This window comes from Cutibacterium equinum (assembly GCF_028021195.1).
GTDB classification, from domain to species: domain Bacteria; phylum Actinomycetota; class Actinomycetes; order Propionibacteriales; family Propionibacteriaceae; genus Cutibacterium; species Cutibacterium equinum.
Genome location: NZ_CP115668.1, coordinates 2,433,645 through 2,446,177, shown reverse-complemented (window position 1 = coordinate 2,446,177; position 12,533 = coordinate 2,433,645). Strand labels below are relative to the sequence as shown.

The 12,533-nt window shown below is 62.2% G+C and carries 8 protein-coding genes and 1 pseudogene; 4 read left to right on the top strand and 5 right to left on the bottom strand.

Features of this window, described 5'->3' with window-relative positions; all coding sequences use genetic code 11:
• Positions 1–99: 99 nt before the first annotated feature.
• On the bottom strand, positions 100–1,152 hold the full coding sequence (trxB, locus tag O6R08_RS11050; RefSeq protein WP_271418142.1) for a thioredoxin-disulfide reductase: 1,053 nt from the start codon (positions 1,150–1,152) through the stop codon (positions 100–102).
• Between the two features lie 653 nt (positions 1,153–1,805).
• Here trxB and O6R08_RS11045 point away from each other — a divergent pair.
• On the top strand, positions 1,806–2,855 hold the full coding sequence (locus O6R08_RS11045) for a S1C family serine protease (RefSeq protein WP_271419390.1): 1,050 nt from the start codon (positions 1,806–1,808) through the stop codon (positions 2,853–2,855).
• 73 nt (positions 2,856–2,928) lie between these two features.
• Here O6R08_RS11045 and O6R08_RS11040 read toward each other — a convergent pair whose 3' ends face one another.
• Positions 2,929–3,876, bottom strand: a complete 948-nt coding sequence (locus O6R08_RS11040; RefSeq protein WP_271418141.1) for a sugar-binding transcriptional regulator — start codon at positions 3,874–3,876, stop codon at positions 2,929–2,931.
• A 186-nt stretch (positions 3,877–4,062) separates the two neighbouring features.
• On the opposite strand from O6R08_RS11040, the gene O6R08_RS11035 reads away from it, so the two are divergent.
• Entirely contained in the window at positions 4,063–4,815 is a 753-nt protein-coding gene (locus O6R08_RS11035; protein ID WP_271418140.1) for an MIP/aquaporin family protein, read from the top strand.
• A gap of 85 nt (positions 4,816–4,900) precedes the next feature.
• Positions 4,901–6,424, top strand: coding sequence for a glycerol kinase GlpK (gene glpK, locus O6R08_RS11030; protein ID WP_271418139.1), 1,524 nt, complete (start codon positions 4,901–4,903; stop codon positions 6,422–6,424).
• A 504-nt stretch (positions 6,425–6,928) separates the two neighbouring features.
• Here the strand turns inward: glpK and O6R08_RS11025 are convergent.
• Together O6R08_RS11025 and O6R08_RS11020 are read right to left on the bottom strand one after the other, a co-directional pair.
• Entirely contained in the window at positions 6,929–8,749 is a 1,821-nt protein-coding gene (locus O6R08_RS11025; RefSeq protein WP_271418138.1) for a protein kinase family protein, read from the bottom strand.
• A gap of 73 nt (positions 8,750–8,822) precedes the next feature.
• Positions 8,823–10,754, bottom strand: a complete 1,932-nt coding sequence (locus O6R08_RS11020) for a DUF6049 family protein (RefSeq protein ID WP_271418137.1) — start codon at positions 10,752–10,754, stop codon at positions 8,823–8,825.
• On the opposite strand from O6R08_RS11020, the pseudogene O6R08_RS11015 reads away from it, so the two are divergent.
• A pseudogene (locus O6R08_RS11015) lies at positions 10,753–10,989 on the top strand (DNA-binding protein); the annotation flags it as partial. The gene O6R08_RS11020 and the pseudogene O6R08_RS11015 overlap by 2 nt on opposite strands.
• 26 nt (positions 10,990–11,015) lie before the next feature.
• On the opposite strand, the gene O6R08_RS11010 reads toward O6R08_RS11015, so the two are convergent.
• Positions 11,016–12,515, bottom strand: coding sequence for a CCA tRNA nucleotidyltransferase (locus O6R08_RS11010; RefSeq protein WP_408640108.1), 1,500 nt, complete (start codon positions 12,513–12,515; stop codon positions 11,016–11,018).
• Between the last annotated feature and the right edge of the window lie 18 nt (positions 12,516–12,533).

Genomic DNA, 12,533 nt, shown 5'->3' with positions numbered 1-12,533 from the left:
TTTCGCCGTCAGAGCACGCGCTTCGGTCTCCCCAGGAACAGTAGTTCGCCGCATTGCTTCGTACCCTCGCGAAGCAATGCGGCGAAAATCGTCGAGTCATCAGCGTCCCAGCTCGGCCAGGAACCTCTCGGCGTCGAGGGCAGCACGGCACCCGGACCCAGCCGCAGTGATGGCCTGCTGGTAATGGGAGTCGACCAGGTCACCGCAGGCAAAAACTCCCGGCAGGTTGGTGCGGGTGGACGGCTCCGCGCATACGACGTAGCCGGCGTCGTCCAGGTCGACCTGGCCTCGGACCAGCTCGGAGCGCGGGTCGTGTCCAATGGCTTCAAAGACGCCCGCCACCTCGAGCCGACGCTCTTCACCGGTCTTGGTGTCGCGCAGGGTCACTGACTCCAGCTTGGACTCACCCTGCATGGCGACGATCTCGCTGTCCCACGCGAAGGTGATCTTGGGATCGGCCTCGGCGCGGTCGGCCATGATCTGGGAGGCGCGCAATTTGTCACGCCGGTGGACGAGGGTCACGGAGTTGGCGAAGCGGGTGAGGAAGGTGGACTCCTCGACAGCAGAGTCACCGCCACCGATAACGGCGATGTCCTTACCGGTGAAGAAGAACCCGTCACAGGTGGCGCACCAAGACACGCCACGACCCGACAGTCGGGTCTCGTCCTCGAGACCGAGTTTGCGGTAAGCCGATCCCATGGCGAGGATCACGACGCGGGTCTGGTGCGTGTTTCCATCGGTGTCAACGACCTTTTTGATCTCACCGGTGAGGTCGACCTCGGTGACGTCGTCGGTGACGAGCTCGGCCCCGAACCTCTCGGCCTGGGCACGCATCTGGGCCATGAGATCGGGGCCCATGATGCCCTCGGAGAAACCGGGGTAGTTCTCGACTTCGGTGGTCTGCATGAGGGCGCCGCCGGCGTCCATCGATCCCTCGAAGACAAGGGGGTTCAGGCCAGCGCGCGCGGTGTAGACAGCAGCGGTGTATCCAGCCGGACCGGAACCAACGATGATGACGTCACGGGGCTCGTCGGTGCCTCGGGTATCGGTGCCGACCTTCTCGGTGGAGGGCTGGACGGTGTTGGTCTCCGAGGAATCGGACAGCGAGATATCGCCGAGGATGGTATTGGGCACAAGGGGCTGGGCGGTCATGGCGCCTCCTGGTCGGTGACTGGTTCAAGGATCAACCTATCCAGCGCACAAAGGGTTTCTGACATTCCCGGTGGGAATCAGGTGCGCAGGGCGGGATTCTCACCCACGAATCGGGCTGGACATCCGAGGATGGGCATGAACAGAGGTGCAGTGGGTACTTCTCTGACTGAGGGTTGATGCAATCCACGTGATGCCTGACCAAGGTCGGATCCGTCCTGTGGGGAGGTGAGACTGAGCCACGATTTTTCCCCGTTGACGGCACCTCGTTGCTGGACAGTGCGCCGACTACCTGGCGGGTCGTGGAAACTGGAGTCATGAGTGAGTCGACGAATAGTCCCCGTGATCCGCGTGACCCCAATCCCTTCCAGGGTGGTGGGGCTCGTTTCGACGACAACCGTCAGAACTGGTCGCAGGAGTCCTACTGGTCGCGCAGTGGCGATTCCTGGACGCCCCAAGGGACTTCGCAAACCACTCACCACGCTTCGTGGGACGTTGCTGAGCAGCCGGACCCGAGGGCTGGTGACAAAAACCCCGACTCGTCCCAGGGCTCGCCGCGATCGGGCCGAAAAGGTATCCGTGGCGGGACTATTGTCCTCGTCGCCCTGCTCGCGGCAGCGGTTGGCGGCGTGTCCGGAGCTTTCGTCGATCGTTCCCTGACCAAAAATGACGCCCCGGCTGCGACGTCGAGTTCTGCGTCGCCCAACACCGTCACCAAGGTGGTTCAGGGCTCGCCCTCGGCTCCAGACTGGACGGCCACCGCATCCGCCGTGTCGGATTCCGTGGTCGCCATCACGGTGAGGATGGGTACTGGCGGTGGGCAGGGGTCTGGGGTTGTCGTCGACACGAACGGCAACATCGTCACCAATGATCACGTCGTCGCCGACGCTGTCTCGGGCGGTCAGCTGACGGTTTCCACGGGAAATAGGACCTACGAGGCCACAGTGGTTGGCACCGATCCATCAACGGACCTGGCCGTCATCCGGGTGAAGAACCCGCCGACATCCATGAAGCCGATCAACTTTGCTGATTCCAGCACGTTGACCGTCGGGTCTCCTGTGATGGCCGTGGGCAATCCACTTGGCTTGTCGGGTTCGGTGACGACCGGAATCATCAGTGCCCTCAACCGTCCGGTTACCACCTCGAATCGTCATAGTCCACGAGATTTACAGGGATCTCGAGATTCGTCTTCGGGTGTGGTCGTCACGAACGCCATCCAGACCAGCGCAGCGATCAATCCGGGTAACTCAGGTGGTGCTCTCATCAATGCCAACGGTGAGCTCATCGGGATCAACTCGTCGATTGCCAGCCTCTCGTCAAGCCGATCTGAGTCGTCGGGCAATATTGGAATCGGTTTTGCCATCCCGTCGAATCTCGCCAAATCGATTTCCGATCAGATCATCGACACCGGAAAGGCAACTCACGCCTTCCTGGGCATCTCCGTGCGTGACGCCGCTGCCAGCAAGGATGGCGTCCAAGTTCTCGGAGCTGGAATTGCCACGGTCTCGCCCCGTTCGCCAGCCGACGAGGGCGGGCTGCAGCGTGGCGACGTCATCACGAAGATCGACGACACCGATATCGCGTCTGGCGAGTCCCTGGTTGGTCTGGTGAGGTCGTTCAAGCCGGGACAGAAGGTCAAGATCAGCTACATTCGTGGTTCTCAAGAGGCCACCGCCGACGTCACCTTGGGGACGGCGAGGTCTTGATACTGGCGACCCCGCACATGGGGAAGAGCCCCACAGCAAGCAGGGGTCGTCTCATGGGCACAGGATTGGCGACTCACATGAGATCGAGGACCGCGCGAGCAGTGGCATCGTCGACGACGAGGTCGGTTGCCACCCTGGCTCGCAGAGCGGCCAGCAGTCCGATGGCCTTAGCGCGACCAGCGACGACACAGAGCCGACGCGGTATTCGCTGCAACTGGAATGGAGCCAGTCCGGTTGCTCTCTTGTTGAACTCGACGTCATAGGCGCCGTCTGCTTTGAGAAATACGGTGTTGACGTCGCCGACAACTCCGGAACGCACCAAATTCGCCTTTTCCTCATCGGTGATGTAACCGGTGGAGTAGACGTGGGATGGCACCGGGCTGTCAAGTGCTCCCACACCGAATACGGCGAGGTCGAGTTCCCGGTGTGCTTTGAGTACTGCCTGAACGGAGCGCTCCTGCCACATCGCAGCCTTTGTCGAAGCGTTGTCGAAGAATGCCGGGACCGGGAAATGAACGACCTCTCCACCGAATGCGGCAGCCATCCTGGAAAGGATTGATCCAACGTAAGGGATCCCCGAATTGGCGGGGTTGGCCGACCCATTCATCTGGACGACCCGCACTCCCTTGACGTCCTTGGGGACGACGTAGTGGGTGACGGCGTCCAAGGTTGTTCCCCAGGCGACTCCGATCGAGGAGTTGTCATCGACGATGTCGGTGACCATCTGGCCGGCTATCCTGGCTACCTGATCCAAACGGTGAATCTCGGTCGTTCCTGATTTCACCGGGACGACAGTGGTATTGACTCCGAACATCCTCGTCAAGGTGGAATCGAGGCCGCTACGCAGCCCAGTCGGCTCTGACAAGGTGATACGGACAACTCCGGATTGGCGTGCCTGTTTGAGGAGGCGAGAGACCGTGGAGCGGGATGTGCCAAGATGGCTGGCGATGGCATCCATGGTCTCTCCCTGCATGTAATACATGGACGCTGCTGTCCACACGTCATTGGACAATTCGTTCATGCCTGCCCCCTTGCCATGCACGTAAGTGCAGAATTGCGATTCTCTGGCGCTGTCGATGATTGACTGAGCCACGTCCAAGCCCCACAGGGCCGGGACGACGGTCCCCGTTTGCAGAATCTTACGGGATTGACCGCCACCGGCGAGTAAATCGGTGTCAACGGATGACACCACGACGAAGGAGTCCTCATGCTTCTCGAAACCGCGGTGCCCGCCGCGACGATCTTTGGATCTGAGTTCTTGGGCACCATGATCCTCATTCTGCTGGGTTGTGGCGTCGTCGCCAACAACCTCCTTCCCAAGTCCAAGGGCAACCCCGGTCCCGGTTCCCTCCAGATCAACTGGGGATGGGGCTTCGCCGTGATGTTCGGTGTCTACGCGGCCTACAAGACCGGTGGACACCTGAACCCGGCCGTCACCGTCGGCAAGGCCATGGCCGGTATGGACTTGGCCGACGGAATCCCCGCCAGCGCCACCAACATCATGATCTACATCCTCGCCCAGTTCGCTGGTGCTTTCGTTGGTGCAGTCCTCTGCTGGCTCACCTACAAGCAGCACTACGACGAGGACTGCGACCCGGCCCTCAAGCTCGGCACCTTCGCCACTGGCCCGGCCATCCGCAACCCGCTGTGGAACACCATCACTGAGGTCATCGGCACCTGGGTCCTGGTCCTCTGGTGCCTCATCTCCGGCTTCACCAACGGTGTGAGCATCGGCCCGCTCGCCGTTGCCATGCTCATCGTCTCCATCGGTGCCTCCCTCGGTGGCCCCACCGGATACGCCATCAACCCGGCCCGTGACCTTGCTCCTCGTATCGCCCACGCCATCCTGCCGATCAAGGGCAAGGGCAGCAGCGACTGGGGCTACGCCTGGGTTCCGGTCGTCGGCCCGATGATCGGTGGCGTTCTCGCTGCCCTCACCTACAACATTTTCTGGCACTGAGCCGGTTTCCTACCGTCACGCCAGAACTGATGTCACATCAGTTGTAACCCCTCACAAGTCAACGTAGACAAGAAAGGCAACAATCATGAGCGACGAGAAGTTCGTACTCGCCATTGACGAGGGCACCACCTCGACCCGCGCCATCGTCTTCAACCACTCCGGCCAGATCGTGGCCGTCGGACAGAAGGAATTCGAGCAGATCTTCCCGCGTGCCGGATGGGTCGAGCACGACCCGATTGAGATCTGGGAGGCCGTCCGTGAGGTCGTCGGCACCGCGCTGTCCAAGGCCAACATCAACCGTCACCAGCTGGCTGCCGTTGGCATCACCAACCAGCGCGAGACCGCTGTGGTGTGGGACAAGAACACCGGCGAGCCGATCTACAACGCCATCGTGTGGCAGGACACCCGTACCCAGAAGATCTGTGACGAGCTGGCTGGCGACGAAGGCGCTGACCGCTTCAAGCCGATCTGTGGCCTGGGCCTCGCCTCCTACTTCTCCGGCCCGAAGGTCAAGTGGATTCTCGACAACGTCGAGGGTGCTCGCGAGAAGGCCGAAGCCGGGGACCTCTACTTCGGCAACATGGACACCTGGGTGCTGTGGAACCTGACCGGTGGAACCGACGGCGGCGTGCACGTCACTGATCCGACCAACGCATCCCGCACCATGCTCATGAACGTCAAGACCCTCGAGTGGGACGACTCGATGTGTGAGGTCATGGGCATTCCGAAGTCGATGCTCCCCGAGATCAAGTCTTCCTCCGAGGTTTACGGCTACGGCCGCAAGAACGGCCTGCTGATCGACACCCCGATTTCCGGCATCCTCGGCGACCAGCAGGCTGCCACCTTCGGCCAGGCCTGCTTCGAGAAGGGCATGGCGAAGAACACCTACGGCACCGGCTGCTTCATGCTGATGAACACCGGCGAGGAGGCCATCTTCTCCGAGAACGGCCTGCTGACCACCGTCTGCTACAAGATCGGCGACCAGCCCGCCGTGTACGCCCTTGAGGGCTCGATCGCCGTTGCTGGATCCCTGGTCCAGTGGCTGCGTGACAACCTCAAGATGTTTGAGACTGCCCCGGAGGTTGAGGCTCTCGCCAACACTGTCGAGGACAACGGCGGCGCCTACTTCGTCCCGGCCTTCTCCGGCCTGTTCGCCCCGTACTGGCGGCCGGACGCCCGTGGCGCCCTCGTCGGCCTGACTCGTTACGTCAACCGCGGTCACATCGCCCGCGCCGTGCTCGAGTCGACCGCCTACCAGACTCGTGAGGTCCTCGAGGCCATGAACGCCGACTCCGGTGTGCCGCTCACCGAGCTGCGCGTCGACGGCGGCATGACCGCCAACGAGGCCCTCATGCAGTTCCAGGCCGACCAGGTCAACGTGCCGGTGGTTCGCCCGGTGGTCGCCGAGACCACCGCTCTGGGTGCCGCTTACGCCGCTGGTATCGCCGTCGGCTTCTGGGAGGGCGAGAAGGACGTCACCGCCAACTGGGCCGAGGACAAGCGCTGGGAGCCCAAGATGGACGCCGACGAGCGCGAGCGCCTCTTCCGCAACTGGAAGAAGGCTGTTACCAAGACCTTCGACTGGATGGACGACGACGTCAAGGAGTGATTCTCTGAGTAGATTATGAAGGACTGATGACATATGGTGCCCCGTGCTTTCGAGCACGGGGCACCATCACGTTTGGGATCACGCGCTTTTGTCGGCGGCCTGGCAACTTGCCTGGCCCGGGATTCTCGCAGCGGACCTGTGTCTCACGGGCCTTGTCTCGCGAGCCTTCTATCATTTGCCTTCCCACTCGCGTCTTCCCTCGTGGGCCTTCCCACTCGCGTCTTCCCTCGTGGGCCTTCCCTCACGGACCTTCGCCACTGGCCTCTCCTGCCAGACCGCATGACGAAAAATGTCAGCTCGGGCCCAGGTCGGGAAATCCTGGGACCGGTCGCGGGGCGGGCTGGGTGTTTTCGTCACTGAGGTGGCGGATGCCGGGACAGGAGATGACCCCTCGACGACGGTCCCGTTGGAAGGCCGTCGGCAGACACGTGGTGTCGCGACCAGAACACACCCGTCGGAAGAGTGGCCGGGTGGGGGCAGGTCGTGGGGCGTCGAAAAACCTCGTCAGGAGCCAGTGACGGTGATATCTGCGATCCCGCCCTGGAACCGCGCGGTAGATTTCGGAGGAAGTTCGGTCAGATAGATCAGAAGGTGCCGGGTCTTCGTCTTGCCCGATGGCTTCAACGTGACCGTCGATCCGGCCCCCTGCACCGCCGCAACCTGGGTCCACTCCTTGATCGACGTCATGGGAGGCTCACCGGAAGAGACATCACTCGTCGGTTGCCACAAGGAAATGTTCGTGCCAGATCCGAGCAGCTGCACGTTCACTGACGCGATCTCGGTGACACGGCCCACATCGATGACCAGTCCGACTCCGGGCTTGAGGTTCCCGAGCTTGGCAGAGTTGTGATAGACGAGCGTGTGCCAGACCGTCGACGGGTTGCCGTCGATCGCGAATGCGACCTCGTCGTGGTTCTCCTTGGCGTCGCCACCATCCGCGGCTGGGTCAAATTCTTGGACGTGGGTCACCTTGATGGTCGTCGGCTCGCTGGATGCCTCCGGAGCCGTGCTGCCGGAATGACGCACCCCGGCAACGATGAGACACACGATCATGATCACGCCAACGACAGCCATGAGCACCGGTGGCCATCGTCGGTTGTGAGGGCGTGGCTTGGTCAATACTGGCTCGTCGCTGGAATCCGTTGGCCGCTGCTGGCCTGCGGGGGGCAGCTGGGTGGTGTGGGGTTCTTCATTGCTCGACCACGGCACGGGTCTTGCCTGTCGCCCCCATTCTCCGGCGGCTGCGTCCGGGGACCAGTACCCCTCGTCATCGGGTCCATACTCTTCTGCTCGTTCTGGTTGATCCTGGCCCGATGCGGGCGCGACGGGTTCATCAGACCGCCACGGCTCTTGTCCGGCACGGGGGTCCTGTCCGGCACGGGAAGCCGGTCCCACGGGGAAACGGATGCGACGCTCGAGGTCCGCAGCAGCGTCGGCAGAGCCGAGAGTCCGGCGCAGGGAGCGCGCAATCTCCGTCGCGGTGTGTAATGGCACTTCGTCATAACGCGGAACTTGCGACAGGATTTGGTCGCAGAGGACATCGAGGGCCGGGGAAACTCCCGCGCGGACCTCACGCGGAGTGAGCCAACCATGAGGGTCAGTGGGGGCCGGTGGCAGACCCCAGGACATCGTCGAGGTTGGCTTGGCGGATGGTTGGTGTCCACGGCCGACTGGCCAGCGTGAGACCAGGCAGGCATAGAGAACCCGTCCGATATCTGTCACGTCAGCGACCTCGCGGTCCGGCCAGGGACGAGAATTGTCGCCCGGCAGGGGATGTAGCGCGGCCTCGATGAGCAAGCCACTGATCTTGAGATTTCCGGTCGAGGTGACGAGGACCGTTCCGGGGTCGATGCGTTCGTGGAAGACCCCCTGAGCATGCAAGGGTGCCATCGCGTCGGCGATTTCATGGGCAATCCAGGCCGCCTCCAACGCCGACAGGGGTCCGGATTCCAGCAGCTCCTGGACCGACTTCCCCGGGGCGTATTCGCTGACGACCCAGGATGCTGGTTCATCTGGTCCGGCGACCACGGCGTCCAGGATCCGCAAGAAACGTGAATCGGTGGCCACAGCGGCTCGCCTGGCTGCGTCCAGGACGGCGGGGGTGCGACGACCGTGCGGGGCTAGGGCGTGGATCAGGACCGGGCGGTGCAGTTTGGTGTCGAAGGCTCGCCACGTGAGGGAGGAATCGGGGTGGGAGAGTTCTTGGTCGAGGCGATAACGCCCACCCAGAAAGGATCCGGGGAGAAGGTCGGGGAGGTCATCTACGGCAGGGGTATCCGGGTCAAACGGATCGCCGTCGCGATCTGCGGGGTCCTCGAAAGACACTGTCACCTCCTGCCCGACCGATCCGAATAGGCATCATCAACGATACCGATCCGTGCCGCGAACCCGGGGATTGTCACTCGGCGAGGTTGTCCTTATCGGTGGGGCTGTGAGGCTCAGAATCATCGTCAGAGGTAGCGTCACGATCCTCTGGTGCCGACGGGGACGGCGTGGCGTCAAAAATGTCATCGGAGGTTGACGCACTGGTGGGGTCGCTGGTGTCGGATTCACCGTCGTCTTGGCCCTGATGCCGAGAATTCGCGGTCACCTGACGAATCCGCAGCCCCGTGACGATGATGAGCACCAAGGCCGAGACCACAATGATGATCCAGCCGACATCGTCCATCTGAGTCGCCTTGACGACGAAAGTGGTCTGGGACCCCAAGGCGCGCCCGGACGGGGTCGACAGGTGTGCCTGCATCTCGACGACGCCATTCGAACTCGCTTTCGGGGCGAACTTGATGGTTTGTGTCTCCTTGGGCTCGATCGTGACGACCTGGGTGTCCGGGATGTCGATGCGCTGCGGGTTTTCTGACGAGACGACGACCTTGACGCGAACCGTCTGTGCGAGCGAGTTCGTGACCGTCAGAGGAAATTCGTTGCTCGAAGAAGACATCACGAACTGTGGGGCTGAATGTAGGACCAGACCGTTGCCGGCCATGGCGTCTGCTGCCGGGCGCATGACGTCAGTAGCCCACGCCTGGCGATCCTGGAGTGACGACGACAACGACCTACTGACAAATTTCGCCGAGGTCAAGGACGTCACCTCGGGGGAGGCTCCCACGAGGGCGGACCAGTCGTCTGAATCGATCCCGATGTCGTGCTGGACACGCCACCGAGGGTCCTTCGGGGGGACGTTCTTGGCACGTGTTCCCGACAGATGTAGGCCCGGCTTGGCTGCGGTGAGGACTGCCGAGAGGTTTTGCAGATGCAGCCATGCGATCGGCGCGGTGGCTTGGACATCGTCGACGGTGGTGACGAGGGTGACCGTCGGGATCGACTCGTGAGTCATGAGGAGCGCCTGGGACAGCAACATGCCGCGCCGCTGGGGATCGCTGCCGGACTGTGGATGTCCGTCAGTTTGGGCGGTGTCGGCCAGACCGATCACCTTGACGCCAGACTTCTCGGCGACGCCGTCACGAGCCGACGCCGCACACGTCAGGACCAGGGCGGGTGCCAGTTCTCGGGAGAGAGTTTTGAACGAGGACTGGTCCAGTTCAGCTGCTGGGTCGACGACTGCCAACGGTAACTTCGCGGCCGGATTCGAGGGGCTCAGAGCGTGTTTGACCGTCAGGAGGATGTTCGTGTGGCCTTGCCGAATCGCTTCGACGACATCGGCATTTCCGTACGGTAGGCGATATGCCTGACTGGTGGTCAGTAATGGTTCGACGAGGTCGAGCCATTCCTTGGCTGTTTGCTGACCCTTGCCCTCGACGGTGGCTGAACCTTTGCCAGCTACGCGATATCCCGAGGCCATCGCCTGAACCTCATCGATGAGACTTGGATCGACGAGAACTGTCGCGTCACGGGTGTGTGCTGCCTCCGCAAGGGGCTTCAATCGATGGGTGATGTCATCCGCGAGCGACTCGTTGGCGAAGGTGCCGTCGATCCTGAGACTCGGCACGGTCGAGAGCACAATGACGGGGGCGAGGTTCGCGCTGGTGTGAGTGTCTGAGAGCACCGTCAGGATTCGCGCCCGACCGACAGTTCGGCGCGATTGGTTCTGAGGGGACGCCTGCACGTGAACACCGATCGCGTACACGGCGTTGGGTGACGTCAGTCCCATCTGGGCGGGCGTTCCAGTCACGGTGAACGACTTGCTGTCACCTGGTTTGAAGGTCTGATTGGCCTCTGGATCGGTGATGTTGAAAATTGACGCCTCGTTGGGCTCCCGGTACCACCGCATCCCGACTGGGGCGGTGGCGGGGGATGACAGCAGGTCGGACAGGTCCCGGGTGTCGCTGATGCGGTCCTGGGAGCGCCAGAACGACGCTTGGACCCACGTCATTGACACCGAGGAAGTATTTGTCACCGTTCCCTTGATGGTGATGGGAGTTTTGGGATCCCCGGTCGGTGGGCTGACAGAAGTAATCGCCACCTTGACCAATTCCGGCGCAGTACGTGCCTGGGCAGGGGAAGGTCCCGCGATGACGGTCGCAAGAACCATCAACAACCCCAGTAGCCATGCGACTGGGCGAAAACGGGAAGCAGGTGACACGTTTGTCATGGTAATTGGCCAGCCCGGGCTGAACCGTGGCCCTCGTCAGGTTCAGTGCTCATTCTCGGCCCACCACGCCAGAAGTGCGGCCTTTGCCTCGTCAGGAGTATGCGGACCCTCGTCGAGACGGAGGTTGAGGAGGAACTTGTAGGCCTTGCCGACTTCGGGGCCAGGCTTGATGTTCAGAATGGCCATGATCTGATCGCCGTCGAGGTCGGGACGAATCGCTTCTAGCTCTTCCTTGGCAGTGAGTTCGGCGATACGCCTCTCGAGGTCGTCATAGGCGAATTCCAGCCGCTCAGCCTTGCGACGATTCCGGGTCGTGCAGTCTGAGCGGGTCAGAATGTGCAAACGCTCCAGTTGGTCGCCGGCATCACGGACATAACGGCGTACTGCCGAGTCCGTCCATCCCTGGTCGCCGTATCCATGGAAGCGCAGGTGCAGCTCGACGAGTTTTGAGACGTCCTTGACGATCTGGCTGGGGTAGGCGAGGGCTTTGAGACGTTTACGGGCCATTTTCGCTCCGACGACGTCGTGATGGTGGAAGCTCACCTTGCCGCCGGGCTCGAATTGGCGCGTCGGCGGCTTGCCGATGTCGTGCAACAGGGCCGCCAGGCGACCGGTGAGGTCGGGCTCGTGACCGCGGCGTTTCTCGAGATCGATGGACTGTTCCAAAACCTTGAGGGAATGCTCGTAGACGTCCTTGTGACGATGATGCTCGTCGCGTTCCAGACGCAAGGCAGGCAGCTCGGGAAGCACATGGTCGGCGATGCCAGTGGTGACCAAGAGGTCGAGACCCTCTCGCGGGAGGTCAGTGAGGAGAGTCTTGGAGAGTTCGTCACGGACGCGTTCGGCTGAGATGATCTCGATGCGCGGGGCCATCGCAGTCATGGCGGCACGGACCTCATCGGTGACGGTGAAGCCAAGTTGGGAGGTGAAGCGAGCAGCTCGCATCATGCGTAGCGGGTCATCGCTGAATGACCTCTCGGGCGGGAAGGGAGTGCGCAAAACTCCCGCCACGATGTCGGCAAGGCCGGCATAGGGATCGGAGAATGCTCGAGTCGAGGCATGGAGCGCCATTGCGTTGACTGTGAAGTCTCGACGAATGAGATCGTCCTCCAGGGTGTCTCCGTAGACGATCTCGGGTTTGCGGGAATCGGGGTGGTACGCATCGGCGCGGTACGTGGTGACCTCCACCACCCAGTCGTCTATTTGCGCGCCGATCGTTCCGAAGGCTCGGCCGATGTCCCACGTCGCATGGGTGCGTTTGCGAAGAATTGCCGCCGTTTCGTCAGGGCGAGCGTCCGTGGTGAAGTCAAGATCATGTCCCAGACGGCCCATGAGGGCGTCACGGACAGAACCGCCGACAAGATAAAGATCGTGCCCTGCCTGGGTAAAGGCCTCGCCCAGCTCAGCGACCAGCGGCACCTGCTCAAAAAGCACATCGATGCGGTGTTGGAGTAACTGCGGCACGGTCATCCCCGACTCGTCGGGGGTTGGGTGCAGGGCAGGGGGCAGCGCCGAGGGGCTGTTGACGTTTTTTTCAGGCATGGCGGCAGACAGCCTACG

Excerpts from the sequence above, each read along its gene's own strand:
- trxB (WP_271418142.1), bottom strand. The coding sequence starts at position 1,152 with ATGACCGCCCAGCCCCTTGTGCCCAATACCATCCTCGGCGATATCTCG.
- O6R08_RS11040 (WP_271418141.1), bottom strand. The coding sequence starts at position 3,876 with ATGAACGAATTGTCCAATGACGTGTGGACAGCAGCGTCCATGTATTAC.
- O6R08_RS11035 (WP_271418140.1), top strand. The coding sequence starts at position 4,063 with ATGCTTCTCGAAACCGCGGTGCCCGCCGCGACGATCTTTGGATCTGAG.
- glpK (WP_271418139.1), top strand. The coding sequence starts at position 4,901 with ATGAGCGACGAGAAGTTCGTACTCGCCATTGACGAGGGCACCACCTCG.
- O6R08_RS11020 (WP_271418137.1), bottom strand. The coding sequence starts at position 10,754 with ATGACGTGGGTCCAAGCGTCGTTCTGGCGCTCCCAGGACCGCATCAGC.
- O6R08_RS11010 (WP_408640108.1), bottom strand. The coding sequence starts at position 12,515 with ATGCCTGAAAAAAACGTCAACAGCCCCTCGGCGCTGCCCCCTGCCCTG.